The organism is Streptomyces sp. Tu 3180 (assembly GCF_009852415.1).
In the GTDB taxonomy this organism is placed as follows: Bacteria; Actinomycetota; Actinomycetes; order Streptomycetales; family Streptomycetaceae; genus Streptomyces.
In genome coordinates this window covers 5,160,823-5,187,814 of record NZ_WOXS01000002.1, presented here as the reverse complement: position 1 = coordinate 5,187,814, position 26,992 = coordinate 5,160,823, and the positions used below count along the sequence as shown (strand labels likewise).

Sequence of the window (26,992 nt, the reverse complement as noted above, 5' to 3'; positions counted from 1 at the left end):
CCGCCGGTCCCGTTCACCCGATCGGGGAAATACCAGGTCAGGCGATACGTTCCAGCACCACCGGCGACGCCGTGAAGTCCGTGCCGGGGGCGGCGACGTCGTAGGAGCCCTCGATCGCCGCGAGGGCGTACTCGAAGCGGTCCGGGGTGTCCGTGTGGAGGGTGAGCAGGGGCTGGCCCTCGGTCACCGTGTCGCCGGGCTTGGCGTGGAGCTCGACGCCCGCGCCCGCCTGCACCGGATCCTCCTTGCGGGCGCGGCCCGCGCCGAGGCGCCAGGCGGCGACGCCGATGCCGTAGGCGTCCAGGCGGGTCAGGACGCCGGAGGCGGCCGCCTTCACCACGTGCTGCTCGCGGGCCGTCGGCAGGGGCGCGTCCGGGTCGCCGCCCTGGGCCGCGATCATGCGGCGCCAGACGTCCATGGCGGAGCCGTCGGCCAGCGCCTTCGCCGGGTCGGCGTCCTTCAGGCCGGCCGCGTCGAGCATCTCGCGGGCCAGGGCGAGGGTCAGTTCGACGACGTCCGCCGGGCCGCCGCCCGCCAGGACCTCCACCGACTCGCGGACCTCCAGCGCGTTGCCGGCGGTCAGGCCGAGCGGGGTCGCCATGTCGGTCAGCAGGGCGACGGTCCGCACACCGTGGTCGGTGCCCAGGCCGACCATCGTGCGCGCCAGCTCCCGCGCGTCCTCGATCGTCTTCATGAAGGCGCCCGAGCCGACCTTCACGTCCAGGACCAGCGAGCCCGTGCCCTCGGCGATCTTCTTCGACATGATCGAGGAGGCGATGAGCGGGATCGCCTCCACCGTGCCGGTCACGTCGCGCAGGGCGTAGAGCTTCTTGTCGGCCGGGGCCAGGCCGTCGCCGGCCGCGCAGATCACCGCGCCGACGCCGTCCAGCACGGAGAGCATCTCCTCGTTGGACAGCAGGGCGCGCCAGCCGGGGATCGACTCCAGCTTGTCCAGCGTGCCGCCGGTGTGGCCGAGGCCGCGGCCGGACAGCTGGGGGACGGCCGCGCCGCAGGCCGCGACCAGCGGGGCCAGCGGGAGGGTGATCTTGTCGCCGACGCCGCCGGTGGAGTGCTTGTCGGCGGTGGGGCGGGACAGGGACGAGAAGTCCATGCGCTCGCCGGAGGCGATCATCGCGGCCGTCCAGCGGGCGATCTCGCTGCGGTTCATGCCGTTGAGGAGGATCGCCATGGCGAGGGCCGACATCTGCTCGTCGGCCACCTCCCCGCGGGTGTACGCGTCGATGACCCAGTCGATCTGCTCGTCGCTGAGTTCGCCGCGGTCCCGCTTGGTGCGGATGACGGAGATGGCGTCCATGGCCATGGGGGGCGTTCCTTCCGGGGTGCGAAGGGCACGGCCCCTCCGGTGACGGTGTCGACCGTCACTCGGAGGGGCCGCACGGAGTTACTTGGTGAGGTGCTGCGGGCCGAAGGCCTGGGGCAGCATCTCCGACAGCGGCAGGATCCCCTTCGGGGTCTCCAGCAGCAGTCCGGGGCCGCCGAACTCGTACAGCAGCTGGCGGCAGCGGCCGCACGGGACGAGTACCTCGCCCTCGCCGTCCACGCAGGTGAAGTGCGTGAGCCGGCCGCCCCCGGTGCGCTGCAGCTCGGAGACCAGTCCGCACTCGGCGCACAGGCCGAGCCCGTAGCTGGCGTTCTCGACGTTGCAGCCGGAGACCGTGCGCCCGTCGTCGACCAGGGCCGCGACGCCGACCGCGTAGCCCGAGTAGGGGGCGTAGGCGTGGGTCATGGCCTCCCGTGCCACCGCGCGCAGCGCGTCCCAGTCGACGTCGGCCGCGGGCCGGGTCACTTGCCCTGTCCCTTCCGGTACGGCATGCCGTCCGCCTTCGGCATCCGCAGCCGCTGGGCGGACAGGGCGAGGACGACGAGGGTGATGACGTACGGCGTGGCGGAGACGACCTGGTTGGGGACCTCGTTGGTGCCGGCGTACCAGGCGAAGACGAGGGCGCCGACGACCAGGGTGATCGCCGCGTGGACGTACTTCTTGCGGATCGCCAGCCAGATCGCGCCGATGACCAGCAGCAGCGCGCCGAGCAGCAGCAGGGCATGCACGTTGGCGGAGCCGCCGCGCAGGTTGAGGCTGTCGGTGTAGCCGAACAGGCCGGCGCCGATGGCGAGGCCGCCCGGCATCCAGTTGCCGAAGATCATCGCGGCGAGGCCGATGTAGCCGCGGCCGCTGGTCTGGCCCTCCAGGTAGAAGGGGTTGGCCACGATGGACAGGAAGACGCCGCCGAGGCCGGCCAGGCCGCCGGAGATGATCACGGCGAGGTACTTGTACTTGTAGACGTTGACGCCGAGGGACTCGGCGGCGATCGGGTTCTCGCCGCAGGAGCGCAGCCGCAGGCCGAACGCCGTGCGCCACAGGATCCACCAGGTGGCGGGGATGAGCGCGACGGCGATCAGGGTCAGCCAGGAGACGTTGGTGACCAGTCCGCCGAGCAGGCCGGCGATGTCGGAGACGAAGAACCAGCCCTTGGCGTTGAGGTCGCTGAGCGCGTCGGACAGCCCCGGCACGGTGAAGTGGCCGAGGGAGTCGACCGCCGGGGACTGCTTGGCGGAGCCGCCCGGGTGGCCCTCGAAGGCGAGCGGGGCGAGGTAGCGGGTGGCGCCGAGGGCGAGGATGTTGATGGCCACACCGGAGACGATGTGGTTGACGTTGAAGGTGACGGTGACGATCGCGTGCAGCAGACCGCCGATCGCGCCGCCGAGGATGCCCACGAGGACACCGGTCCACGGGCCCCACTGGAATCCGGCCCAGGCGCCGAACCAGGTGCCGAGGATCAGCATGCCCTCGAGGCCGATGTTGACGACGCCCGCGCGCTCGGCCCACAGGCCGCCGAGACCGGCGAGGCCGATCGGGACGGCGAGCTGGAGGGCGGTGGACATCTGGCTGACGTTGGTGATGCCGTCCGCGCCGGTGATGATGCGGACGATCGAGACCAGTGCCAGGGCTCCGGCGATGACCAGGAGCAGGACGGGCCACGACATGCGGCGGCCGGTCGGCGGTGCGTGCTCCAGCGACGGCTGGTTGACGTCGGTCGCTGTGGTCGGAGCGGTCATCGGCCGGCCACCTCCTTCGTGGTGTTGTTGTCGGCGCCCAGGACGTGACCGGCGGCGAGCTCCGCGCCGACCCGGCGCTGCTGGCGGCGCAGGCCCCACTCGCGGACGGCCTCGTAGGAGACGACGACCGAGAGGACGATCAGGCCCTGCATGATGACCGCGATCTCCTTGTCGTAGCCGTGGAAGTCCAGCTCGGGCGAGGCCTTGTCGAGCCAGGCCCACAGCAGCGCGGCGAAGGCGATGCCGACGGGGCTGTTGCGGCCGAGCAGGGCGATGCCGATGCCGAGGAAGCCGATGCCGGTGGGGAAGTTGAGGCTGTAGGTGTGGGTGTCGCCCATCAGGATGGGCAGACCCGCGAGGCCGGCGATGGCGCCGGACAGCAGCATGGCGGTGAGCACCATGCGCTTGGGGCTGACGCCGCTGGCCGCGGCGGCGGACTCGGAGGCGCCGGAGGCGCGCAGGTCGAAGCCGAAGCGGGTGCGGTTGAGGACGACCCAGTAGCCGATGCCGAGGAGCACGGCGAGGACGACCAGGCCGTAGATCTCGCCGGCGGCGCCCATGTCGATGCCGGGGACCCAGCCCGACTCGTGCATCTCGCCGGTGGTGTTGTTGTTGCCGACCTTGACGCCGAAGACGGTGGGCAGCCACAGGTAGCCGATGACGGAGGTCGCGATCGCGTTGAGCATGATCGTGGCGACGACCTCGCTGACCCCGCGGGTGACCTTGAGGACACCGGCGATGCCGGACCAGAAGGCGCCGGTGAGCACGGCCGTGAGGAGCAGCAGCGGGATCTGCAGGGCGGCCGGCAGGTTCATGTGGGCGCCGACGATGGCGGCCATCATGGCGGCGAGCTGGTACTGGCCGTCGACGCCGATGTTGAACAGGTTCATGCGGAAGCCGATGGCGACCGCGAGGGCGGCGATGTAGTACATCGAGGCCTGGTTGATGATCAGTACCTGGATGTCGGAGAAGCCGGCCTGCTCGAACATCAGGGCGAACGGCTCGACCGGGTTCTTGCCGGAGGCGATCAGGACGATCGCGCTGAGCACGAAGGCCACGGCGAGCGCGATGACCGGCCCGGCCACCGCGAGGAGCACGCGCTCCTTGTCGAACTTCTTCATCAGCGGGCCTCGTCTTCCGCACCCGGGCCGCCGTCGGCCGGGGTCTCTTCGTGCTCCAGGTGTCCGGAGGCGGCGCCGGTCATGGCGGTGCCGAGTTCCTCCGGGGTGATGGTGGCCGGGTCGGCGTCCGCGACCAGCTTGCCGTCGTAGATCACCCGGAGGGTGTCGGACAGGCCGATGAGCTCGTCGAGGTCGGCGGAGATCAGCAGCACGGCCAGGCCCTCGTGGCGGGCCTCGCGGATGTGGTCCCAGATGGCGGCCTGCGCGCCGACGTCCACACCGCGGGTGGGGTGGGCGGCGATCAGGAAGCGCGGCTTGTGGCTCATCTCGCGGCCGACGATCAGCTTCTGCTGGTTGCCGCCGGACAGGGAGGCAGCGGTGACGTCGATGCCGGGGGTGCGGACGTCGTACTTCGTCACGATCCGGCGCGTGTCCTCCTGGGCGGCCTTGGGGTCGAGCCAGACGCCCTTGGCGTTGGGCCGCTCGGTGACGTGGCCGAGGATGCGGTTCTCCCAGAGGGGGGCCTCCAGGAGCAGGCCGTGGCGGTGGCGGTCCTCGGGGATGTAGCCGATGCCCTGCTCACGGCGCTTGCGGGTGGGCCAGGCGGTGATCTCCTCGTCGGCCAGCCGGATGACGCCGGAGTCGGCGTGCCTGAGGCCGATGAGCGCGTCGACCAGCTCGGTCTGGCCGTTGCCCTCCACACCGGCGATGCCCAGGACCTCGCCCGCGTGGATGGTGAAGGTGATGTCGTCGAGCAGGGCCTTGCCGCCGGGGGCCACCAGGCGCAGCTTGTCGACGGTGACGACGGGGCGGTCGGTGACCGTGGACTCGGCCGTCTCGGGGGTGGGCAGCTCGCTGCCGACCATCAGCTCGGCGAGCTGGCGCGGGGTCGTCTCGGCGGGGACGGCCGTGCCGACCGTCGTGCCGCGGCGGATGACGGTGATCTCGTCGGCGACGGAGAGGACCTCGCCCAGCTTGTGGGAGATGAAGACGACCGACAGGCCCTCGGCCTTCAGCTCGCGCAGGTTGTCGAAGAGCGCGTCGACCTCCTGCGGGACGAGGACGGCGGTGGGCTCGTCGAGGATCAGGGTGGTGGCGCCGCGGTAGAGGACCTTGAGGATCTCCACGCGCTGGCGGGCGGCGACGCCGAGCTCCTCGACCAGGACGTCGGGGCGCACGCCGAGGCCGTAGCGGTCGGAGAGCTCCTTGATCTTGCGGCGGGCCCTGGCGCCGATGCCGTGGAGCTTCTCGCTGCCGAGGACGACGTTCTCGAGGACGGTGAGGTTGTCGGCGAGCATGAAGTGCTGGTGCACCATGCCGATGCCGCGGGCGATGGCGTCGGCGGGCGAGGAGAAGCTCACCTGCTCGCCGTGGATCGTGATGGTGCCCTCGTCCGGCTTCTGCATGCCGTAGAGGATCTTCATCAGGGTCGACTTGCCGGCGCCGTTCTCGCCGACGAGGGCGTGGACGGTGCCCTTGCGGACGGTGAGGTGGATGTCGTGGTTGGCCACGACGCCCGGGAAGCGCTTGGTGATCCCGGCGAGCTCGACGGCGGTCACCGATTCGTTGACCGCCGCTCCGGCCGGAGGGCTGCTGGACGCGTTGATGACGCACTCTCCTGGGGACGGGGGCCGTCTACGCGCGTAGCGCCCCTACGGCATACAAAGGGGTGGCGCACCTGACCGACGGGGTACGAGGAGCCGGGCTCCTCGTACCCCGTCGAGCGGACGCGACCCCGCGGTGGTTCAGGGGTGTCAGCTCGACTTGACCTTGATCTCGCCGCTGATGATCTTCTCCTTGGCCTTCTTGATGGCTTCCTGGAGCTCGGCGTCGTCCGCGAACTTCGGGTTGGAGTTCGACAGGCTCACCTCACCCGTCTTCAGATCGCCCTTGACGATACCGGTCGTGGGCTTGCCGTCCTCGACCGACTTCGCCAGGTTGTACACGGCCTTGGCGACGTCCTTCATCGCCGAGGTGAGGATCGAGTCCTTGTACTTGGCGAGGGCTTCCTGCTGGTACTGGTCGGAGTCGACACCGATCGCCCACACCTTGTTGGCGGCGGCGGCCTCGATGACGCCCTGGCCGGACAGGCCGGCGGCCGCGTAGACGACGTCGGCCTTCTTCTCGATCTGGCCCTCGGCGGCGGTCTTGCCCTTGTCGGGGCTGGAGAAGCCGCCCTCCTCCGCCGTCTGGGTCAGGAACTGCGAGAGGACCTTGACCTTCGGGTTCGTGTCCTTGACGCCCTGCTCGAAGCCCGCGCGGAACTTGTGGATCAGCGGGATGTCCACACCGCCCACGAAGCCGACGGTGTTCGTCTTGGTGCTCTCGGCGGCGGCGACACCGGCGAGGTAGGAGGCCTGCTCCTCGGAGAAGACCAGGTCGGCGACGTTCTCCGCCTCGATCGTGGCGTCGTCGACGATGCCGAAGGTGGTGTCCGGGAACTTCTCCGCGGCGCCCTTCACGGCGGCGGCGTACGCGTAGCCGACACCGACGACCGGGTTGTAGCCCTGCTTCGCCAGCGAAACCAGGCGCTGCTCCTTGTCGGCGTCCGTCTCGCCCTCGGTGGGCTCGACGTCGGCCGTCTCGTAGCCGAACTCCTTCTTCGCCTGCTCCAGGCCCGCGTACGCGGCGTCGTTGAAGGACTGGTCGCCCTTGCCGCCGACGTCGTAGGCGATGGCGAGGCCCTTGTCGCCCTTCGAGTCCGAGGAGCTCGAGGAGGTCGAGGTGCCGCCGCAGGCGGAGAGGGCGAGGGCCAGGGAGGCGGTCGCTGCGCCTGCGACCGTGATCCGGGAAATCCGGCGCATGAGTGGTGCTCCTAGTCGTACAAGCGCCGGACGGTTCGGCTACGGCGCTGGCTTCGCCGCAGATTAACGCGCGTAGACCTGCCTGAAAACCCCTTCTGTCCACCTTGTTATCCGGCCGTGCCCAAGCCGCCCGGGAACCCTGGTCACGGCATCGCCGACAGCGAAGGCGGGGTGGCGGTGGGTGACGTGAGGGCGCCGGCCGCGGGCACGGCGAAGCGGGCGGGCGCTCCGGGGCGCCCGCCCGCTTCGTGTTTCGTGTGATGGGTCACGGCCGGTCCGTGGACCGCGCCGCGGTCGGTTCCGTCACCCGGTCCCGGCCTCGACGGGCTACTCCGTCCTGACCTTGATCGAGCCGTCGACGATGCCCTCCTCGGCCTTGGCCACGGCGTCCGTCAGGCCGGGGACCTCGGCCATCTTCGGGTTGCTCTCGGACAGGCCGACACCGTTCACCTTGAGGTCGAACACCTGGGTGCCGGTCAGCGGCTTGCCGTCCTCGACGGACTTGGCCAGCGTGTAGACCGCGCCGCCGACGTCCTTCAGGGCGGAGGTGAGGATGTAGTCCTTGTACGCGGCGAGGGCTTCCTGCTTGTACTGGTCGGAGTCGACCCCGATCGACCAGACCTTCGCCTTGGCGGCGGCCTCGATGACGCCCTGGCCGGACAGGCCGGCCGCCTGGTAGACGACGTCGGCCTTCTTCTCGATCTGGCCCTCGGCGGCGGCCTTGCCCTTGTCGGGGCTGGAGAAGCCGCCCTCCTCCGCCGTCTGCGTCAGGTACTGCGGGATCACCTTGACCTCGGGGTCGGTGTCCTGCACCCCCTGCTTGTAGCCGGCCTCGAACTTGTGGATCAGCGGGATGTCCACGCCGCCCACGAAGCCGACGGTCTTGGTCTTGGTGGCCTTGGCGGCGGCGACGCCGGCGAGGTAGGAGGCCTGCTCCTCGGCGAAGACCAGGGAGGCGACGTTGTCGCCCTCGACCACGGAGTCGACGATGCCGAAGGTGGTCTTCGGGTACTTGGCGGCGACGGCCTTCATCGCGGGGCCGTAGGCGAAGCCGACGCCGATGACCGGGTTGTAGCCCTGGCGGGCCAGCGAGGCCAGGCGCTGCTCCTTGTCCGCGTCGGTCTCGCCCTCGGTGGGCTCGACGTCGGCGGTCTTGTAGCCGAACTCGTCCTTGGCCTTGGTGAGCCCCGCGTAGGCGGCGTCGTTGAAGGACTGGTCGCCCTTGCCGCCGATGTCGTAGGCGATGGCGAGGCCGAGGTCTTCCTTGGAGCCGCCGCCGTCGTTGTTCTCACTGCTGGTGCCGCCGCAGGCGGTGGCGGCGAGGGCGAGCGAGGCGACCCCCACCGCGACGCGGGTCAGTTTGGATATCCGACGCATCTGAAGTTCCCCATTCCTCCAAAGCCCCGCAGCGGGTGCTCGGTTCGGCGCACATTAACGCGCGTAGACACTCATGGGAACGGGGTACCCCGGGGCCGTTATCCATTCGTGCCGATGGCCGGTTACGCCCTTGTGAACCAGCCGGCCACGGAGGATCGAAAGGGGCGACCGGGGCGGCGCGCATGCCTGTGCGGCACGCGACCCACGCTGCCCCTCCCCCGCCCGCACTGCAACCGGAGGGGGCGCGGGAGGGACGGCAGGGGCCACGGGGACGGCAGGGGTCAGCGCAGGGCGTCGAGGAAGGCGGCGGCGGTGAAGAGCTCCACGCCCACCGTGATGGCGTGTTCGTCGACGTCGAAGTCGCCCTGGTGCAGGTCGCGCACGGTGCGCTCGCCGGGAGGACGGACGCCGAGGCGGGCCATCGCGCCGGGGACCTGCTCCAGGTACCAGGAGAAGTCCTCGCCGCCCAGGCTCTGCTCGGTGCCCTCGACGGAGTCCACCCCGCGCCGGGCGACCATGGCGTCGCGCAGCAGCGCGGTGGCCCCGGCCTCGTTGACGACCGGCGGGACGCCGCGGACGTAGTTGATCTCCGACTTGGCGCCGTGCAGGTTGGCCACCTCGTCGATGGCCGCGACCACGATGTCGGGGGCCTGCCGCCAGGTCTCCAGGTCCAGGCAGCGCACGGTGCCGGAGAGTTCGGCGTGCTGCGGGATGACGTTGGGCGCGTGGCCCGACTCGATCCGGCCCCAGGTCACGGCGAGACCGCTGCGGCTGTCGACGCGGCGGCCGACCAGGGCGGGCACGTCGGTGACGACGCGGGCGACGGCGGTGACCAGGTCGGTGGTCAGGTGCGGGCGGGCGGTGTGGCCGCCGGGACCGTCGAGGGTGATCTCCAGCCGGTCGCAGGCCGAGGTGATCGGCCCCTCGCGCAGCCCGATCCTCCCGGCGTCGACCCGGGGGTCGCAGTGCACGGCCACGATCCGGCCGACGCCGTCGAGCGCGCCGTCCGCGATGGCGTCGGCGGCGCCGCCGGGCAGCACCTCCTCGGCGGGCTGGAAGATCAGCCGCACGGGCCGGGGCAGCAGGCCCTGGCGGTGCAGCTCGGCGAGGACGAGACCGGTGCCGAGCACCACGGTGGTGTGCACGTCGTGGCCGCAGGCGTGCGCGCGGTCGGGCACGGTGGAGCGGTACGGGCACTCGGTCTTCATGTCGGGGATGGGCAGGCCGTCGATGTCGGCGCGCAGGGCCAGCATCCCCGAGTCGGTGCCGGCCTCGTCGTCCGTCCCGATGTCACAGATCACGCCGGTCCCGCTGGAGAGCACGCGCGGCTTCAGCCCGGCCTGCTCCAGCCGTTCCTTGATCGCGGCGGTCGTGCGGAACTCCTGGTTGCCGAGCTCCGGGTGCATGTGCAGGTCGCGGCGGAACGCGACGAGCTCGGCACGCAGGGCCTCGGGCAGCGCCCCGGGGAGGACCGCTCCGCCGGGAAGATCGACCTCGGACTCCAGTGACATCAGTGGTTTCACCCTTTGAAGGGTAGGGCTCCGGGACTGTCGACCGACCCCCGATCAAGAAAAATCAGTCCGTTAGGGGAAGAAAATCCGATCGCCCTACGCATGGCCGTCAACCGGGATGGGTAAACTTTCCGGTCTTTTGCGGAGGTGGGGACCGTGTGACCTGCCACATCGTGATGTCGATCACAGTTGCGTCGCGATTCCGGTATCCGTCCACTCCTCCACGGTTACCACGCTCGGCCCAGCCCACGCGGACCGGTTCATTCGGAGGACACGGAACCGGCCGCCCGGACGGGGCGGCCGGACGGGGCGGCTCGGGGGGACGGGGCGGCCGGCCGGACGGCCCGTCCGGCGGGGGGGCTCGCGCATCCCGGCGCAGGCGCCCGCGCGCCGTCCGGCGTGCCCGGCGCCGGGCCGGACACCCGGGGCCGGGCACGCCGGACCGCGGGGCCGGACGGGGCGGGCGTGCGGTCAGACCGCCGGCACCGCCGACAGGTGGTGGGCGTCCTTCGCCGTGCCCGTGACGTTCGACAGGAAGCCCTGGGCCCGGGGGGAGGCGTTCCGGGTCAGCCAGGCGGGGTCGATGTCGCAGACCGCGACGGTGACCTCGGTGCCGGACAGGGCGAGCGGGAGGGTGTGGACGACCGTGGACGGGAAGCTGACGACGGTCCGGCCGATGGGGCCGCGACGGGCTATCAGCTCCAGGGGGAGTTCGGGGCGGACGATCTCCAGTCCCGTCTCGACCGCCAGGCGGTGGAGCTTGTCCGTGCTCTCCCGGCGGTGGGCGAAGTAGCGCTTCGCGCCGTGCGCCCCGGCCAGGGAGCGGACGGCCGTCAGGTAGGCGTCGGCGTCCACCACGCCGGTCTCCACCAGGGAGGTGCCCACCATGTCGGCGCCCTGGGTGATGCGGGGCGGTCCGAAGCGGGCCCGGGTCCAGGCGAAGGTGTGGGCGGTGAGCGTGACGCCGGGCGGGGTGTCCTCCATCGGCATCGAGGAGAAGACCTCCACCCGGCGCTTGTCGTCCGGGGTGAGCCGGTGCCGGGCGGCGGCCGACACCGGGGCGAGGAGCAGGTCCCGGGGGCCGGGGCGGCCGCCCTTGCGGTGCCAGCGGACCAGGCGTTCGCCCCGGGCCAGCTGGCCGACGAACTCCATGGTCGCCGTGCCGTCGTCGACCACGACGAGGTCGCGGGCCCGGGTGATCGTCAGCAGCAGTTGCACGTACCGCGAGAAGGGGTCGCCGAGGACGATCCGGGAGGCGCGGCGGAGCGGTCCGGCCAGGCCGCCGATCGTCTGCAGCGGCGCTGCCGGTCCGCCCCGGGCCTCCTCCCAGCGGACCTCGTGGCCCTCCTCGCGGGCCAGTTCGGACATGCGGCGCAGCTGGCCGCGCGTCATCGGGTCGACCGGGGACAGCACCACGAGGGTGAGCCCCGCGCCGGAGGCGTGCGCGTGCGCCCACTCCAGCACGTTCAGCAGCTGTACCGGACTCTCGACGAAGGCGAGGGTGTGGGGGCCGGCCTTTCCGGCGCGGGGGCTCATCTACGTACGACCGTTCCCGTCGTAAGGGGGTGGGGGAGGGGGTGCGCTCAGACCGTCAGCGGCTCGCCCGCCGCCGTCGCGATCTCCGCCTCGGCGACCACCCCGGGAACACGGCGCAGCTTCTTCATCGGGCCCAGCTCGGACTCGTAGACCTTCTTCACGCCGTCGCCGAGGGACGCCTCGATGGTGCGGATGTCACGGACCAGGCGCTGCAGGCCCTGCGGCTCGACGGAGGCGGCCTGGTCGGAGCCCCACATGGCGCGGTCCAGGGTGATGTGGCGCTCGACGAAGACGGCGCCGAGGGCGACGGCGGCGAGGGTGGTCTGCAGGCCGGTCTCATGGCCGGAGTAGCCGATCGGGACGTTCGGGTACTCCTGCTGGAGGGTGTTGATGACCCGCAGGTTCAGCTCCTCGGCCTTCGCCGGGTAGGTCGAGGTGGCGTGGCACAGCAGGATGTTGTCGCTGCCCAGGACCTCGACCGCGTGGCGGATCTGCTTCGGGGTGGACATGCCGGTGGAGAGGATCACCGCGCGGCCGGTGGCGCGCAGGGCGCGCAGCAGCTCGTCGTCCGTGAGGGAGGCGGAGGCGACCTTGTGGGCGGGGACGTCGAACTTCTCCAGGAAGGCGACGGCCTCGGTGTCCCACGGGGAGGCGAACCAGTCGATCCCCTTCTCCTTGCAGTACTCGTCGATCTGGCGGTACTCGTCCTCGCCGAACTCCACGCGGTGGCGGTAGTCGATGTAGGTCATCCGGCCCCAGGGGGTGTCGCGCTCGATGTCCCACTGGTCGCGCGGGGTGCAGATCTCCGGCGTGCGCTTCTGGAACTTCACGGCGTCGCAGCCGGCCTCGGCGGCCACGTCGATGAGCTTGAAGGCGTTCTCCAGCTCACCGTTGTGGTTGATGCCGATCTCGCCGCAGATGTAGACGGGGCGGCCCGGGCCGACCTCGCGCGAACCGAAGGTGCGGATGCGGGAGTTGCTCATGACAGGGGGTTTCCTTACTTGGGGAGGGAATCGAGAGAGGGACCGAGGATCCAGCCGGCGATCTCCCGGATCGCGCCGTCACCGCCGGGGAGGGTGGTGACCGCGCGTGCGGCGCCGCGTACGACGTCGTGGGCGCTCGCGACCGCCACGGGCCAGCCGACGAGGGCGAAGCACGGGAGGTCGTTGACGTCGTTGCCGACGTAGAGCACGCGCTCCGGCGCGATGCCCTGCTCCTCGCACCACTGCTTCAGCGCGAGGTCCTTGCGGTCGACGCCGTGCAGCACGGGCAGCTTGAGCTTGCGCGCGCGGGCGGCGACCACAGGGTTCTGTTCCGTGGACAGGATCAGCATCTTCAGGCCGCTGCGCCTGAGGGCCGCGATGCCGAGGCCGTCCCCGCGGTGCACGGAGACGAACTCCTGTCCCTCGGAGTCGATCAGCACCCGGTCGTCCGTCTGGGTGCCGTCGAAGTCGAGGACGACCGCGTCGATGTCCTGGGCGGTCGGGAGGGCGCCGGGCCTGTCCGCGTCGAAGAGCGGGGCGAGGGCGCGGGCCCGGGCGAGGTCGTGCGGGTCGTCGATCTCCAGGACGCGGGCCGGGTCGGTGCGCACGAGTTCGGTGCGGCCGAAGAAGCGGTGCCGGTGCTCGCGGAAGCCGGCCGCGTCCATGGCGTAGGCGGCGCCGGTCTCCAGCAGGTCCTGAGGGCGGTCCTGGCGGCGGGGGCGGAAGGACTTGTCGTGGTTGACGCCGTGACCGCCCCCGGCGGTGTCCGTGTCCGCCGCGTCCGCCGCGTCCCGCCAGATGAAGCCGTGGAAGGGGGCGACGGTGACCGCGGTGTCGGCGCCCTGCTCGACGACCGCGCCGGCCACCCCGTCGACGTCCTCGCGCAGGAGGAAGGGGCTGGTGCACTGCACGAGCAGGACGACGTCCACCGGGGCGCCGTGCAGGGCCTCGTGGGACTCCATGGCGTGCAGGACGGCCGCCTCGGAGGTGGCGGTGTCGCCGGCGATGGCGGCGGGCCGCAGCACGACCTCGGCGCCGGCCTGCCGGGCGGCGGCCGCGATGGCCTGGTCGTCGGTGGAGACGACGACGTCCGTGACGTACCGGGCGGCGCGGCACTCGCGCACGGCCCGTGCCACCAGCGGTATGCCGCCGACGGGGGCGAGGTTCTTCGCGGGCACGCCCTTGGAGCCGCCGCGCGCGGGGATCACCGCGAGCACCCGGCGCACCGGGGGGACCTGGCCCGCTTGCGGGTCGGACATGGGATCAGCTCCTTGAGCGGGGGTCGGGGCGGTCACAGCTCGCCCATCCGGCGGATCACCGGGGCCACGCGCTGCACGCCGTGCCGGTAGGCGCCGCGCGCCGCCCGGCGCACGATCTGCCGGACCGGACCGGGCTCCCTGTCGGCGGCGGGGGCGCCGGGCAGCGGGGTGCCGTCCGGGCCGAGGTGGTGGCGGGCGAGGATGCCGGGCAGGTAGCCGGGCGCGGTGACGGGCGTGTAGTACGGGGTCAGCGGGGGCAGTCCGCCGGGGCGTTCCAGCAGCTTGGCGATGCGTTCGCGGGCCGCGTCGAAGGCGGTGGCGTACGAGCCGTCGGCGGCGACGCCCTGTCGCGCCACCCACGCCTCGTCGGGTTCCGGGCGGTGCCCGGCGTCGAGCTGGTCCCAGGAGGCGAGGCAGCCGGAGCCGACGAAGTGGTGGTTGCCGAGCGCCTCGCGCACCCCGAGGTCGGTGAGGACCACGGTGGGGATGCGGCGGTGCAGCGACTCCAGGGCGGCCGTGGAGCTGACCGTGACCAGCAGGTCGGTGCGGTCGAGGACCTCGCCCATGTGCCCGTAGACCAGGCGGAAGTTGGGCGGCAGGTCGAGCCGCTGGGACAGCTTCTGGTAGGGCAGTTCCTCGATGTGGGTGGTGTGCTCGCCGGGCTTGGAGCGCAGCTTGAGCAGCACCTCGCGCTCGGGGTGCCGGCGGGCGTGCTGCACCAGCCGGTTCAGCAGGTACGTGCGGTCCCTGCGGGTCTCCGGGACGGAGGGCTGGGCCGCGAAGACCACGGTGTAGGGCTCATGTTCGCCGGTGTAGGCGGCCCCGCCGAGGAAGGGCAGCGCGACCTCGGTCACCGAGGAGGCGTCGGCGCCCACTCCCTCGTACACGGCGCGGAACCGGTCCGCGTCCTGGCGGGAGTTGGCGAGCACGAGGTCGGCGCCGTGGCGCAGCAGCAGGCCGTCGGCGAGCTTCTCGTAGACGACGCCGACGTATCCGGTGACGACGACGGGGCGCTGCGGCCGGTCCTCCCAGACCCGCTTGAGACCGTGCAGCATCGCCTGCACACCGCCGCCGACCAGGGCGAGCACGAGGACGTCGTAGGACTCCTCGTGCATCGCGCGCAGGAACTCGACGGCGGTCACCTCGCGGAGCGAGTCCGCTCGGACGCCGACCTCGCCGAGCTGGCGGGCGGTGGGAGTGGCGCGGCCCCGCAGCAGGTATCCGTCCAGACGGATTTCCCGCGGCGCGACGCGGTCGGCGGTGAGCGCGCCCCATTTCCACCGGGTGTCGGAATCCGCGAGAACCGCGACCCTGAGGGGCTTCGTTGCACTTGCTGGCACGTCGAAGACGCTAGGAAGCGAATTCTAGGTACGGCCCAACCGTGAATCAACGAAAAGTTAACAACACCCCACCGAGAGCCGAACCGGCCCGCGGAAACCGGGGACGTAGGCGCGATGCACCGTACCGACACACGGAGTTCACTCCCCGTACGGATACCGGAAAGTTGTCCCGCCGGGCGGCCTCCTAGTGTTCTGCGCGTGCCAAAGCTCTCCGTGATCGTTCCGTTCTGCAATGTTCGGCAATACGCCCCGGACGCCCTCAGAAGTCTTCACGCGAACGCCCGGCCGGATTTCGAGTTCGTTCTGGTCGACGACCATTCCGACGACGAGACCCCGGCGATTCTCGAGCGTGCGGCCGAGGACCTCTCGGGCGTCGCGCAGGTGCGCTACATCCGCCGTGACAGGAATGGCGGGATCGCCGCCGCGCGCAACACCGGCCTGGACGCGGCGCGGGGCGAGTACCTGGCCTTCCTGGACGGCGACGACTGGTTCGCTCCGGGGTACCTGTCCGAACTGGTGGCGGCCGTCGAGGAGCTGGGCTGCGACTTCGTGCGCACCGACCACGTGCGGGTGACCGGCCGCGCCCGGTCCGTGCACCGGGTCCCGGTCGGCCTGCGGAACGAGGTGCTGAACCCGCGGGACGCGATCCTGCCCGCGGACCGCACGACCGCGGTGGACTACGTGTCCGTCTGGGCCGGCGCCTACCACCGGCGGCTCCTGGAGCGAGGGCTGCTGCACTTCACCGAGGGGCTGCGCACGGCCGAGGACCGGCCGTGGACCTGGAAGCTGCACCGCGAGGCGGAGTCGTTCGCCGTGGTCGGCCTGCTGGGCGTGTTCTACCGGCGCGGGGTCGCCTCCTCCCTCACCCGGATCGGCGACGTCCGCCAGCTCGACTTCATCCGCGCCTTCGACCAGATCGTCGAGGAGACGGCGGCGGACCGGGACGCCGACCGGCTGCTGCCCAAGGCGGTGCGGACGTACTGCGCGATCATGGCCCACCACCTGGCCGAGGAGGACAAGTTCGAACCGGCCGTGGCCAGGCGGCTGCGGGCGATGAGCGCGGCGGCGCTGCGCCGCATGCCGCAGGACGCGCTCGACGGCGTACTGGAGAGCATGGACATGGACCGTTCCACCCGGCTGCGGCGGCTGCGGCGCCGTGCCGGCACGCCGAAGGGGGCCGCCTGATGTCGCGCACCACCCGGATCTTCTGCGCCTCGACGCCGTACGGCCTGCTCACGCTGGCGGCGGCGATCGAGTCCGACTGCTTCCCCGAGGCGGAGCGGCGGGTGCTGCTGGTCTGCAACGACGCCGCGGTCCCGGAGGCCACCCCGGCGCCGGACGAGATGCCTGGCTTCGCGCCGCTGCGCGGCCACTTCGACGACGTGCTGTCGTGGAACGAGGCCGTCACTCCCTTCCATCCGGGGGCCTGGACGCCCCGCGCCGACGACGTCCCGCTCCTGGAACGCCACCTGCGGAAGCTGTGGGGGCTCGGCGGCGACCGCGTGGAGCTGGTCCTGGAGTCCCTGGCGGTGCCGCCGGCCCTCGCGGTGGCCCAGGTGTTCACCGGGGCCCCGGTCCACGTCTACGCCGACGGGCTGATGAGCTACGGTCCCACGCGCGGCAAGCTCGACCCGCTGGTGGGCACGCGCGTACGGCAGTTGCTGCACCTGGACCTGGTGCCGGGCCTGACGCCGATGCTGCTGACCGAGTTCGGCGTGCCGGCCCGAACGGTGCCGGCGGACGCCTTCCTGAAGGCGGTCGGCGAAGTGTCCGAGGCGGCCGAGGGGTTGCCCGCGCTGCCGGACGGCTCGGCGCTGCTGCTCGGCCAGCCCCTGTCCGCGCTCGGCGTCCTCTCCCCGGGGGAGGAGGCCGAGCTGTACCTGCGGATGATGAGGGGGGCGGCCGGACGCGGCCACCGCGCCCTCGTGTTCAAGCCGCACCCGGCCGCACCGGCCGGCCACGGCCGCGCGCTGCGGACCGGGGCGCAGGAGCTCGGGGTGGACCTCACCGTCGTCGACTCCCCCGTCCCCGCGGAGGTGCTGTTCGAGAGGTCCCGGCCCGCGCTGGTCGTCGGCTGCTTCTCGACCGCGCTGTTCACGGCGTCCGCGCTCTACGGCCTGCCGGTCGCCCGCACCGGCACCGAGCGGCTCCTGGAACGGATGACGCCCTACCAGAACGGCGACCGCGTCCCGGCCGTCCTGGCCGACGCGCTGCTGCCGGACCTGGAGTCCGGCGGCGGTGCGGACACCCCTCCCGCCGGCGAGCTGAACGACCTGGTCACCGCGCTCGGCTTCACCATGCAGCCGCAGATCCACCCGTCCCTGCGCCCGGCCGCCGAGCGCTACCTCGCCCAGCACTTCGGCCCGCGCACCCGGCACTGGTTCAAGCGCAAGCGGCTCACCTCGCTGGGACTGCCCGGCGGCATCCCCAAGCGGCTGGCGTCCCTGTCCCGCAACGCCACCGCGCGCCGGATGGTGCGGCGGGCGCGGGCACTGAAGAAGGCCGTGCGGCGCTGAGCGGGCCCACGACGCCCGGCCGGCCGTTCGAGGGGGACTGTTCACCCGTTGTCCACCCGAAAGCCACCGGCGGACCGCCGCGCTGGGGCACATTCGGCCTCCGATCGGAGGACGGTGGAAGCATGGCGAACCCCCTGGCGGGATTGTTCACGGCACGGCAGAAGGAGGCCGCCAGGCGGGATCTGTACGCCCGGGGCGTGCGCCTGTGCGGTGAGTACCTCGCGGCGCGGGACGGTCGGCCCACGGTCCGGGACGCCCGGCTCACCCGGGCGGTCGGCGTCCTCGTCGGCTCCCTCGACGCCCCGTCGGCCGATCCCTTCGACGCCCTGCTCCAGGTCGGCGAGCGCGCGCTGGAGGCCGGCGGGGACGACGGACTCGCCCTGGCCCTGGGCGTCGCGGAGACGGCGACCGGGATCCGGCAGCGCTCCAGGGGCGCGTGGCGGCTGCGCGGCCGGGCGCTGGACGGGCTCGGCCGCGACGACGAGGCGCTGGAGTGCTACGAGCGCCACCTCGCGCTGCTGCGGGACGGCGAGGCGGCCGAGGAGGTCACCCGCAGGATCGACACGCTGCGGCGCCGGCGGGCGTGCCTGCGGGAGGCCGCCGCGTTCCTCCCCGGGCCCGGCGCCGCGCCGCACGACCTGACGGGGAGGCCCACCGCGGTCGCCGCGCCGGAGTTCGCCGCCCGCGTACGGGCGCGGGTGGCCGAGCGCGGCATGGGCGACCCGGCCGTGCGGCGCCTGCTGGAGCTGTACGGCACGTACCGCCGGCTCGTCGAGCGGCCCGGGATGCCCGATCCGCTGCTCGGCGGGAGCACGCCCGTCGGCGTCGGCGGGCTGCGCAAGCTGGTGGCGGGGCGGACGGTGTGCCTGGTGTCGAACGCCGCGGAGGTCGCCGGGAGCGCGCTGGGCGCCGAGATCGACCGTTACGACCTGGTGGTGCGCTGCGACTCCTTCCGCATCCAGGCGGAGGGCACCGGCGAGCGCACCGGCCTGCACGCCGTCTCGCTGCGGGGCGACGCCCCCTGGGACGGCCCCGCCTGGACGCGGCCGGCCGGCATCCGGCTGGTGTTCGGCGACCCGGCCGCGGCGTGGCGGCGCGCCACGCGGCAGCGGCTCGTGCCCGGTGCGCAGGAGCACGTGGGCGACGCCTCCCTGCGCCGGCCCCTGAACGACCCGGCGCTGCTGGGCGAGGACTGGGACACGGGGACCACCGCCGCCTTCACCGTCCTGCGGCTCCTGGACTTCCTGGACGTCAGCCCCCGCCTGGACCTCATCGGCTTCGACAAGCCCGGCCGGCTGCGGCCGAGGGAGGCCGAGTGGGTCATGGACCGCGCGACGCACGTCGACGACAGCAAGATGAGGATCGCCCTGCGATGACCCACCCCTTGGCGGACGACCGGAGCACCGTCACCGGCAGACGCCGGATCGCCTTCGCCGTCCACACCGACTCCGACCGCCTGCCCGCCCTGCCCACGCTGCTGCGCAGCCTGGTGCTCACCAACCCGGGCGTGTGCGAGGACTTCGTGGTGCTGCACCCCGGGCTGCCGGACGCCTCGTTCGACGCGCTGCGCCGGCTGCACCCGCGCGTGGTGACGCGCCGGGCGGAGGGCCGGGCGGACGTCCTGCGGCTGGAGGGCTACGACACCGTCGTCGCCCTCTCCCCCGCCATGGTCGTGCTGGGGGACCTCGGCGAGCTGCTGCGGATGCGGCACGGCGTGGGCGCCGTACCGCAGTCGCTCTGGGACGGACGGAGCGGTGGGCGGCGTGCGGTGCTGCCGGACGGCCTGCTGGTCGTCCAGCGCGCCGACGCGGACGGCGCCGTGCCGGACGGGACCGACGTGGTGCCCGAGGACGTCCTGACGCCGCTCGACGCGCGGTACGACTTCCTCACCCACCGGCTGTACGACGACACGCCGGTGCCCGAGGGGGTCGCGGTCCTGCACTTCACCGGCCCGTTCGACGAGCCCGGGTACGGTCCGGCCACCGAGGCGCGGCGCCGCTTCGAGATGGGCGACGAGGAGTTCCGGGCCGCCTACTGCGCCCTGTCCGGCGACAAGCACCCCGACCTCCTGGCGCATCTCGCCCCTCCCCTGCTGCGGGCGCGCCCCTCCCTGGACCTCGCCCGCACGGTCGCCGACGTGTACCGCAGGCAGGGCCGCTACGACGAGGCCGTCGACGTCCTCGCCCCGGTCGTCGGCGACCGGCTGGACGCGCCGCGCTGCCAGGAGACGCTCGGCGTCTGCCTGATGGCGGTGTCTCGCTACGACGAGGCCGAGGCGCGGCTGCTGCTGGCGGCGGCGTCGCCCGACGTCGCCCCGCGCGCCTTCGCCCAGCTCGCCCGCCTGGCGTGGCTGTGCGGACGGGAGGAGGACGCGCACGCCTACGCCCGGGCGGGTCTGGAGGCCGACCCCACCGACGCCGGGTGCCACAGCTGGTACGTCCGTACCCGCGCCCGGGGCCCCGAGGAGCAGCCGGAGCCGGCTCCCGCCGCGGAGCAGCTCGCCCACGTGGCGCTGTTCGCCGAGGGCCAGGAGAACGCGGGCGACAAGGTCCTGCCCGAGGCCGTGCGGCTGTGCTTCGGCACCGACACCGGACCGCGCCGCTGGTACCAGCAGCCGGTGCACCGGCTGGTCGACGAGGCGGCGCTGGAGCGGCTGAACGCGCGGCGCGGGGTGGTCGTGGGCGGCGGCGGGCTCTTCCTGCCGGACACCTCCCCCAACGGCAACAGCCACTGGCAGTGGAACGTCCCGGACGGCCTCCTGGCCCGGCTGACCGCACCGCTGGCGGTGTTCGCGGTCGGCTACAACGTGTTCGACGGGCAGCTCTACCGCCGCAACCGGTTCGCCGAGAGCCTGCGGGTGCTCGTCGAGCGGTCGGCGTTCTTCGGGCTGCGCAACCACGGCTCGATCGACCGGGTCCGCGAGCTGCTGCCCGAGGAGCTGCGCGACCGGGTGCGCTACCAGCCCTGCCCGACCACGGTGGCGCGCCACCTCCTCCCCGGCTGGGCCGACCCGGTGCAGCGGGACGACACCGTCCTGGTCAACTGCGCGTACGACCGCGCGGGGCTGCGCTTCGGCCACGACTACGGCCACTTCCTCGCCCAGATGGCCGGCGCGCTGAAGGGCCTGCGGGACCGGGCCGACGTACGGTACGCGGCCCACATGCCCGCCGACGAGAAGTTCGTGCACGACCTGCGCCGGGAGCACGGCGTCGCCCTGCCCGTGGAGCAGCTGTACGACATGTCGAACGACGGGATCCGCGAGCTGTACCGCCGGTCGCGGCTGGTGATCGGGATGCGCGGGCACGCGGGGATGATCCCCTTCGGCTGCGGCACCCCGATCCTCAGCCTCGTCTCCCACCCCAAGCTCGCCTACTTCCTGTCCGACATCGGCCGCGAGGAGTGGGGGCTGTCCGTGCACGACCGGGAACTCGGCCCCCGGCTCACCGAGCGGGCGGCGGCGCTCCTCGACGACCACGCGGCCGCGGTGGCGGACGTGCACGACGCGCAGAAGGCCCTGTGGGAGACCACCCGGTCGAACCTCGACGAACTCAGGGGGACCTTCGGCCCGGCATGAGCCATCGCACCACCGCCGCTACGAGCTCCGAAAGAGAGAACCACGTGCCCAAACTGTCCGTCGTCGTCCCCATGCACAATGTGGAGGCCTTCGCCGAGAGCACCCTGCGCAGCCTCGCCGCCAACGCGCACCCGGACTTCGAGTTCCTGCTCGTCGACGACTGCTCCACGGACGCCACGCCCTGGGTGATCGACCAGTGGGCGGAGAAGCTCCCGGGCGCGCGGGTGATCCGGCACGAGACGAACAAGGGCATCGCCCAGGCGCGCAACAGCGGCATCGACGCGGCCGACGGCGAGTTCATCACGTTCCTCGACGGCGACGACTGGTACGGACCGCGCCACCTCGCCGGGATGGTGCGGGCCATGGAGGAGCTGGGCTGCGACTTCGCCCGCACGGATCACGTCCAGGCCACCGGCACCGAACGGGTGATCCGGCGGCCCCCGGCCGCCGTGCGCAACGCCGTGATGGATCCGCGCGACGGGATCGCGCCCGCCGACACCGAGACGATGGTCGACTACCCCTTCGTCTGGGCGGGGATCTACCGCCGCCACCTCTTCGCCGACGGCGGCATGCGCTTCGCGACCGAACTGCGCACGGCCGAGGACCGGTTGTGGATCTGGCGGCTGCACCTGAAGGCCAGGACGTACGCGTCCCTGGGGCTGCACGGGGTGTTCTACCGGCGGGGCGTGGCGACCTCGCTCACCCAGATCAAGGACGACCGTCAGCTGGACTTCATCCCGGCGTACGACACGCTGCTGCGGGACGTGCAGCAGGACCGGGAGGCCGACCGTTTCCTCCTCAAGGCCGTACGCACCTACTGCGCCATGATCGCCTTCCACATCGGCAAGGTGAACGAGTACGAGCCCGCGGCGGCCCAGCGGCTGCGGCGCGAGGCGCGGGCCGCGCTCCAGCGGATGCCCGAGCAGGCGCTGGAGGAGACCCTCAAGACCATCGACAGCACACGGAGCAGGTTGCTCAGCCGCCTGCGTGACGGGCGGAAGGCTGCCTGATCCATGCCCCACACGACCCAGATCTTCCAGGTCTCGACCCTCTACGGAGCGGCCACCCTCGCCGCGGCGCTGGACGCGGGCCTGTTCGGACCGCGCGGCGGAGCCCGGCGCATCCTGCTGGTCTCCAACAACGCCGCCGTACCGGAGACGGCGCTGCGCATGGACGAGATGCACGGCTACGGGCCGATAGCCGACCGGTTCGACTCGGTGGTCAGCTGGAACGAGGCGATCAGCCCGTACCACCCCAGCAACTGGGGTCCGCGCGGGAACGACACGGTGCTGTGGCAGCGGGCGTTCCGTCTGCTGTGGGACATCGACGAACGGGACATGATCGAGCTCGCCGTCGAGTCGATCCAGGTCAATCCGGCCCGCGCGCTGACGGCGATCTTCTCCGAGGCCGCCGTCGACGTGTACGCCGACGGCCTGATGAGCTACGGCCCGACCCGGGAGAAGCTGCCGCTCACCATCGCGCGCCGCATCCGGCGGCTGCTCCACCTGGACCTGATCCCCGGGCTGAGGCCGCTGCTGCTGTCCGAGTACGGCGTCGAGCCGGAGATCGTCCCGGACGAGGCGTTCCGCGGCGTGCTCGACGAGATCTCCCGGGACGCGGCGGACGACCCGCGGCTCGCTCCCGTCCTGGAGGAGGCGCCGACGGCCGTGCTCCTCGGCCAGTACCTGGCGGCGATCAACATCCTGAGCGCGCAGGAGGAGGAGGACCTCCACGTCCGCATGCTCACCGGGGCCGTGCGCGCCGGGCACCGGTCCGTGGTCTTCAAGCCCCACCCGACGGCCCCCGCCGGCTACTCGGCGGCGCTGAGCAAGGCGGCGGCGGACGCGGGCGTCCGGCTCACCGTGCTGGACGCGCCGCTGCTGGCCGAGACGCTGTACCACCACTGCCGTCCCGCGCTCGTGGTCGGCTGCTTCTCGACGGCGATGGTGACCGCCTCGGCCTACTACGACGTGCCCGTCGCCCGGGTCGGGACCGCGCTGGTGATGCGGCGGCTCAAGCCCTACCCGAACAGCAACCGCGTGCCGCTGGCCGTGATCGACCACGTGGTGCCCGACCTGGAGAGCGGGCAGACCCCGGCCCTCGTCGGCACGGCCCCCGAGACGCTGTCGCCGCTGGTCCGGGCGATCGGCTTCTGCATGCAGCCCAAGACGTACGCGCGGCTGCGGGAGTCGACGGCGGACTGGCTGCGCGACAACCTGGCCGGCAGCCCCGGCCACTACTTCCCCGAACTGCGGCTGGCCGAGCTCGGTCTGCCCGGCAGCCGCCCGCGCTCGCGCGCGAAGCTCCGGGTGAGCCGTGCGAAGCGCGTGGTGGGCAAGGCGGTACGGCGCGGCGTCCGGAGGGGGTGAGGCGGGCGGAGGGCCGGAGCCGACGGCAGCGGCGCCCCCCTCCGCCCCGCTCGGCCAACCGAGTCCCATCCGCCACGGCGGGGTCACCCGTTCTTCAACTCGCGTACACCGGACGCCCCGAGAGTTGCGCGGTGCCGAACGACACCGCCGTGCGCCTGCCGCAGCAGCAGAGCAGCCCCCCTTCCGAGCAGATCCCCGCCGCACCACGGGAACACCGCCTCGACATCGACCTGATGCGGCTGATCTGTTCCGCCACCATCATGCTGGGGCACGTGGGCGCCCAGTTCATCCGCTCCACCGGGAACGACCCGGCCAACGGTTCCGGGTCGTACTGGGCGGGCCACGTGGCCGAGGCGATCAACCCGTTCGCCGTTCCCCTGTACTTCGCCATCGCCGGCTGGGCCGTGCTGGTCGGCGCGCCCCCGCGCGACAGCGCCCGGATGTGGCAGAGGATCGTCCGCAACACCGTTCCGCTCTTCGTGTGGACGGCGGTCTACCTGGTCTGGGCCTGGCTGCGGGACCGCAACGACCGGCCCATGACCGAGTTGGCGACCCACTCCCTGTTCGGCTCCGTGCAGCCCGCCTACCACCTGTGGTTCATGTACACCTACATCCCGATCATCGCGCTGCTCGCCTTCGCGATGCTGATCAAGGCCGGGAAGCGGCCCTGGGGGCTGGGGGCCGCGCTGCTCGGCATCGCGGTCCTGCCGAGCGTGCTGACCACGTTCACCGAGGTCACGGGCCGGGAGACGCCGCCCGTGGCCTGGGGCTTCGGCACCTACTCGCTGGTGTACGCGGTCGGCGGCGCGCTGTTGTTCGCCCTCCCCGCCGGGGCCGTGCGGTGGCGGTGGCCGCTGTACGTCCTGCTGCCGGTCACCATGGCCGGGGCCCTGTGGTACAACACGCAGATCCACTACGTGATGCCCAACGCGCACCTGTTCGTCGCCGCCATGAGCATCTGCGTACTGCTCCTGGTCAGCAGGGTCCGGATCCCCGAGAAGTGGCGGCCGCTGCTGCGGAAGCTGGCCGGTGCCGCGCTCGGCGCGTACATGGTGCACGTGCTGTTCGTCGAGGAGATCGTCACCCCGCTGGTGTCGCCGGACCTGAGCGGACCGGTGGCGGGGCTGCTGCTGGTCGGCCTGCTGGTCGCGGTCATGGCGCTGTCGTTCGCCACCAGCCTGCTGTGGGGCAAGCTGAACCTGCGGCGTCTGCTCGGCTGACTCGTCTCCATGCGGAGTTCGCCACTTGTTCGCACGTCGCTCAACTCCGCGTCCCTTCCCCTCCGTCGGCGCCCGCCTAGCCTGTCCTCAACCCGCGAGCCGCACCACTCCCACCGAGCTTCCGACGGATCGAGGTCTCCGGTTCATGAACAGCCGCTCCCTGCTCACCAGTTCGGCATCACGGCGTCTGCTGCGGCCGGTCGCCGACCTCATCGACCGGCGCATCGAGCGCCGCATCCGCTCGGCGGCGGCCGCGGACGCGGCGGACAGGGAGCGGCTCCGGGACGCCCTCGAGGTGATGAGGCGTCAGCAGCTCACCCTCGACCTGCTGCTCGGCTCCTCCGGCCGCGGACTCTCCCGCATCGTGAGCCCCGGCCCGCTGAACCGCCTGCAGTCCGAGGTGGCGGAGCTGGCCGGGGACCGGGACGCCGCCGTCCGCAACGTCGCCACCGCGTACCGGCTGCTGGTCGGGCTGGAGTCGCTCGGGGTCGGCCGGATCGCCGGCGGCACCATGAACATCTGCGGCAAGCTCGGCACGATCCCCCTGCTCGACCCGCCGAACGACGAGATCCTCGAGATCGGCACGCTCCACGGCATGTTCTCCACCGGGCTGATCCGGATGATGGAGCGCGACGGCCGCAGTCCGAGCGTGACGATCGTCGACCCGTTCGCCGGCGTGCAGCTCCAGCCCGGCACCCCGCGGCGCTCCGACCCCTCCGGCACCCCGGTCGACGAGCACGCCGTCCGCACCAACCTCGCCCTGGCCGGTCCGGCGGGCACGGCCGCCCGGATCCAGAAGGGCTTCTCCGAGGACCCCGGCACCCGCGCGGCCGTCTCGGACCGCCGCTACGGCGTGATCGTCGTCGACGGCGACCACTCGGCCGAGGGCGTCGCCAAGGACCTCCAGTGGGCGGAGGAGATCGCCGCCCCCGGCGCGATCGTCGTCCTCGACGACTTCGGCGACCCCAAGTGGCCGGGCATCAAGGAGGCCCTGGACAAGCACCTCACGGGCGACACCCGCTTCACCTACCTCGGCAAGGCGGCGCTCTCGGCGTTCCTGCGGGCCTCCTGACACACGCGGTACGCGACGTCCACGGGCGGCGTGCCCGGGACGTCCGCCGGGCGCGAAGCCGGCCCTGGGGCGGGCCCGTTCGGCGACGCCGGGGCCCTCGCGGCGGGCGGCGGCCGCCCGGAGCCGTCCCCGCCCGGTCCGGCCGGTTCCCGGGTCCCTACGCGCTCGCCAGCGACAGCTTCGCCGCGAAGCCCAGGAACAGGGCGCCGGCCGCCGAGGTGGCCCCGGCCGCCAGCCGCCGCCTGCGGCGGAACGCGTCGGCCAGGCGGGTGCCACCGAAGATCAGCAGCGACAGGTACAGGAAGCTGGCCGTCTGGAGCAGGGCGCCGAGGACGACGAAGGAGAGCGCGGGGTAGGCGTAACCGGGGTCGACGAACTGCACGAAGAAGGAGATCAGGAAGAGGATCGCCTTCGGGTTGAGCAGCGACACCACCAGGGCACGGCGGTAGGGACGCTCCTCGGCGGACGGCACCGCGTCGGCCGCCTCGGCCGGCACCGGCTCGCCCCGCGTCTTCCACATGCTCCACGCCGAGCGCAGCATGCCGTACGCCATCCACGCCAGGTATCCGGCACCGGCGTACTTCACCACCAGGAACAGCAGCGGCGTCGTGGTGAGCACCGAGGCCGCGCCGAGCGCCGCCAGCGTCATCAGGACGGCGTCCCCGGTGAAGACACCGGCCGCCGCCGCGTAGCCGGTGCGCACGCCCCTGCGGGCGGCGACGGAGAGGACGTACAGGGAGTTGGGGCCGGGCAGCAGGACGATGAGGACCAGGCCCGCCAGGTAGGTGGGGAGATCGATGACGCCGAACATGGAGGGAGTGTCGCACGGGGGTACGACGCTCCGCTCCGGTGTTTCAGCCGTCGAGAAGGGCGTCGGCGGAGAGGTCGAGGGTGACGCCGACGGATGCGGGGATGCCGGCCTGGGCGTGACACTCGGCCTCGGGGCCGAGGTCGTCGGACCGGTCGGACGACGTGGTCTCGACGACCATGCGGAAGACGTTCGGCGCGTAGTGGTTCTTCGTGACGCGGGCGTCGCGGAAGTCCTCGTCTGGCGGTGTCGCAGCGAGCCTCCCCCGGAGAATCTCCACGCGGTGGCCAGGCAGTGCACGGGCGAGCCGGTCGGCGGCTTCGCCCGGGGTCAGCTCCTGCTGCAGCACGGCCATGGCGTGCTCCTCTTCGGGGCCCGCTCCCGACGAGCGTCACCGGGGGCGGACCGCTTCCGCCCGTGCTCA

Annotated in this window: 22 protein-coding genes; 8 read left to right on the top strand and 14 right to left on the bottom strand. The window is 72.4% G+C overall.

Translation table 11 applies throughout. The features are described 5' to 3' along the window. Positions 1 to 37 precede the first annotated feature (37 nt). The 12 genes from GL259_RS24385 to GL259_RS24330 all read right to left on the bottom strand — a co-directional run bounded on the left by GL259_RS24385 (position 38) and on the right by GL259_RS24330 (position 15,009). Positions 38 to 1,315, bottom strand: a complete 1,278-nt coding sequence (locus GL259_RS24385) for a thymidine phosphorylase (protein WP_208026627.1) — start codon at positions 1,313 to 1,315, stop codon at positions 38 to 40. A gap of 87 nt (positions 1,316 to 1,402) precedes the next feature. Beyond that, positions 1,403 to 1,807: a cytidine deaminase gene (locus GL259_RS24380; RefSeq protein ID WP_159535462.1), complete on the bottom strand. Its 405-nt coding sequence runs from the start codon at positions 1,805 to 1,807 to the stop codon at positions 1,403 to 1,405. Beyond that, complete coding sequence (locus GL259_RS24375) at positions 1,804 to 3,078, bottom strand: ABC transporter permease (RefSeq protein ID WP_159535461.1); 1,275 nt, start codon at positions 3,076 to 3,078, stop codon at positions 1,804 to 1,806. The genes GL259_RS24380 and GL259_RS24375 overlap by 4 nt, the downstream gene beginning before the upstream one ends. Then, entirely contained in the window at positions 3,075 to 4,199 is a 1,125-nt protein-coding gene (locus GL259_RS24370) for an ABC transporter permease (RefSeq protein ID WP_159535460.1), read from the bottom strand. Before GL259_RS24370 ends, GL259_RS24375 begins: the two co-directional genes overlap by 4 nt. Next, positions 4,199 to 5,758, bottom strand: a complete 1,560-nt coding sequence (locus GL259_RS24365; RefSeq protein ID WP_159535459.1) for an ABC transporter ATP-binding protein — start codon at positions 5,756 to 5,758, stop codon at positions 4,199 to 4,201. Before GL259_RS24365 ends, GL259_RS24370 begins: the two co-directional genes overlap by 1 nt. A 195-nt stretch (positions 5,759 to 5,953) precedes the next feature. Next, the gene (locus GL259_RS24360; protein ID WP_159535458.1) at positions 5,954 to 7,003 is read right to left on the bottom strand and encodes a BMP family ABC transporter substrate-binding protein; all 1,050 of its coding nucleotides are present in this window, start codon (positions 7,001 to 7,003) and stop codon (positions 5,954 to 5,956) included. A gap of 327 nt (positions 7,004 to 7,330) precedes the next feature. Further along, entirely contained in the window at positions 7,331 to 8,380 is a 1,050-nt protein-coding gene (locus tag GL259_RS24355; RefSeq protein ID WP_159535457.1) for a BMP family ABC transporter substrate-binding protein, read from the bottom strand. Positions 8,381 to 8,661: 281 nt separating this feature from the next. Continuing rightward, positions 8,662 to 9,891, bottom strand: a complete 1,230-nt coding sequence (locus GL259_RS24350; RefSeq protein WP_159538928.1) for an amidohydrolase — start codon at positions 9,889 to 9,891, stop codon at positions 8,662 to 8,664. A 471-nt stretch (positions 9,892 to 10,362) separates the two neighbouring features. Continuing rightward, the gene (locus GL259_RS24345) at positions 10,363 to 11,427 is read right to left on the bottom strand and encodes a hypothetical protein (RefSeq protein WP_159535456.1); all 1,065 of its coding nucleotides are present in this window, start codon (positions 11,425 to 11,427) and stop codon (positions 10,363 to 10,365) included. Positions 11,428 to 11,474: 47 nt separating this feature from the next. Further along, positions 11,475 to 12,410, bottom strand: coding sequence for an N-acetylneuraminate synthase family protein (locus tag GL259_RS24340; RefSeq protein ID WP_159535455.1), 936 nt, complete (start codon positions 12,408 to 12,410; stop codon positions 11,475 to 11,477). A gap of 14 nt (positions 12,411 to 12,424) precedes the next feature. After that, the gene (locus GL259_RS24335; protein WP_159535454.1) at positions 12,425 to 13,669 is read right to left on the bottom strand and encodes an N-acylneuraminate cytidylyltransferase; all 1,245 of its coding nucleotides are present in this window, start codon (positions 13,667 to 13,669) and stop codon (positions 12,425 to 12,427) included. A gap of 32 nt (positions 13,670 to 13,701) precedes the next feature. Beyond that, positions 13,702 to 15,009 (bottom strand): DUF6716 putative glycosyltransferase, encoded by a 1,308-nt coding sequence (locus GL259_RS24330; RefSeq protein WP_159535453.1) that lies wholly within the window; start codon positions 15,007 to 15,009, stop codon positions 13,702 to 13,704. A gap of 198 nt (positions 15,010 to 15,207) precedes the next feature. Between GL259_RS24330 and GL259_RS24325 the strand changes: the two genes are divergently transcribed. From GL259_RS24325 to GL259_RS24290, 8 genes are all read left to right on the top strand, one after another. Further along, entirely contained in the window at positions 15,208 to 16,194 is a 987-nt protein-coding gene (locus tag GL259_RS24325; protein ID WP_159535452.1) for a glycosyltransferase family 2 protein, read from the top strand. Continuing rightward, a complete protein-coding gene (locus GL259_RS24320) occupies positions 16,194 to 17,525 on the top strand; it encodes a polysialyltransferase family glycosyltransferase (RefSeq protein WP_159535451.1) in 1,332 nt (443 codons plus the stop codon). Before GL259_RS24325 ends, GL259_RS24320 begins: the two co-directional genes overlap by 1 nt. A gap of 122 nt (positions 17,526 to 17,647) precedes the next feature. Beyond that, on the top strand, positions 17,648 to 18,901 hold the full coding sequence (locus tag GL259_RS24315) for a tetratricopeptide repeat protein (RefSeq protein ID WP_159535450.1): 1,254 nt from the start codon (positions 17,648 to 17,650) through the stop codon (positions 18,899 to 18,901). After that, positions 18,898 to 21,099, top strand: coding sequence for a polysaccharide pyruvyl transferase family protein (locus tag GL259_RS24310; protein WP_159535449.1), 2,202 nt, complete (start codon positions 18,898 to 18,900; stop codon positions 21,097 to 21,099). The genes GL259_RS24315 and GL259_RS24310 overlap by 4 nt, the downstream gene beginning before the upstream one ends. A 44-nt stretch (positions 21,100 to 21,143) precedes the next feature. Then, the gene (locus GL259_RS24305; RefSeq protein WP_159535448.1) at positions 21,144 to 22,109 is read left to right on the top strand and encodes a glycosyltransferase family 2 protein; all 966 of its coding nucleotides are present in this window, start codon (positions 21,144 to 21,146) and stop codon (positions 22,107 to 22,109) included. Between the two features lie 3 nt (positions 22,110 to 22,112). Continuing rightward, positions 22,113 to 23,468: a polysialyltransferase family glycosyltransferase gene (locus GL259_RS24300; protein ID WP_159535447.1), complete on the top strand. Its 1,356-nt coding sequence runs from the start codon at positions 22,113 to 22,115 to the stop codon at positions 23,466 to 23,468. A 131-nt stretch (positions 23,469 to 23,599) separates the two neighbouring features. Further along, the gene (locus tag GL259_RS24295; protein ID WP_159535446.1) at positions 23,600 to 24,688 is read left to right on the top strand and encodes an acyltransferase; all 1,089 of its coding nucleotides are present in this window, start codon (positions 23,600 to 23,602) and stop codon (positions 24,686 to 24,688) included. A gap of 145 nt (positions 24,689 to 24,833) precedes the next feature. Next, positions 24,834 to 25,760, top strand: coding sequence for a class I SAM-dependent methyltransferase (locus GL259_RS24290; RefSeq protein ID WP_159535445.1), 927 nt, complete (start codon positions 24,834 to 24,836; stop codon positions 25,758 to 25,760). A 157-nt stretch (positions 25,761 to 25,917) separates the two neighbouring features. Here the strand turns inward: GL259_RS24290 and leuE are convergent, their stop codons facing one another. Beyond that, positions 25,918 to 26,571, bottom strand: a complete 654-nt coding sequence (gene leuE, locus GL259_RS24285; RefSeq protein ID WP_159535444.1) for a leucine efflux protein LeuE — start codon at positions 26,569 to 26,571, stop codon at positions 25,918 to 25,920. A gap of 43 nt (positions 26,572 to 26,614) precedes the next feature. Beyond that, complete coding sequence (locus GL259_RS24280) at positions 26,615 to 26,923, bottom strand: hypothetical protein (RefSeq protein ID WP_159535443.1); 309 nt, start codon at positions 26,921 to 26,923, stop codon at positions 26,615 to 26,617. Between the last annotated feature and the right edge of the window lie 69 nt (positions 26,924 to 26,992).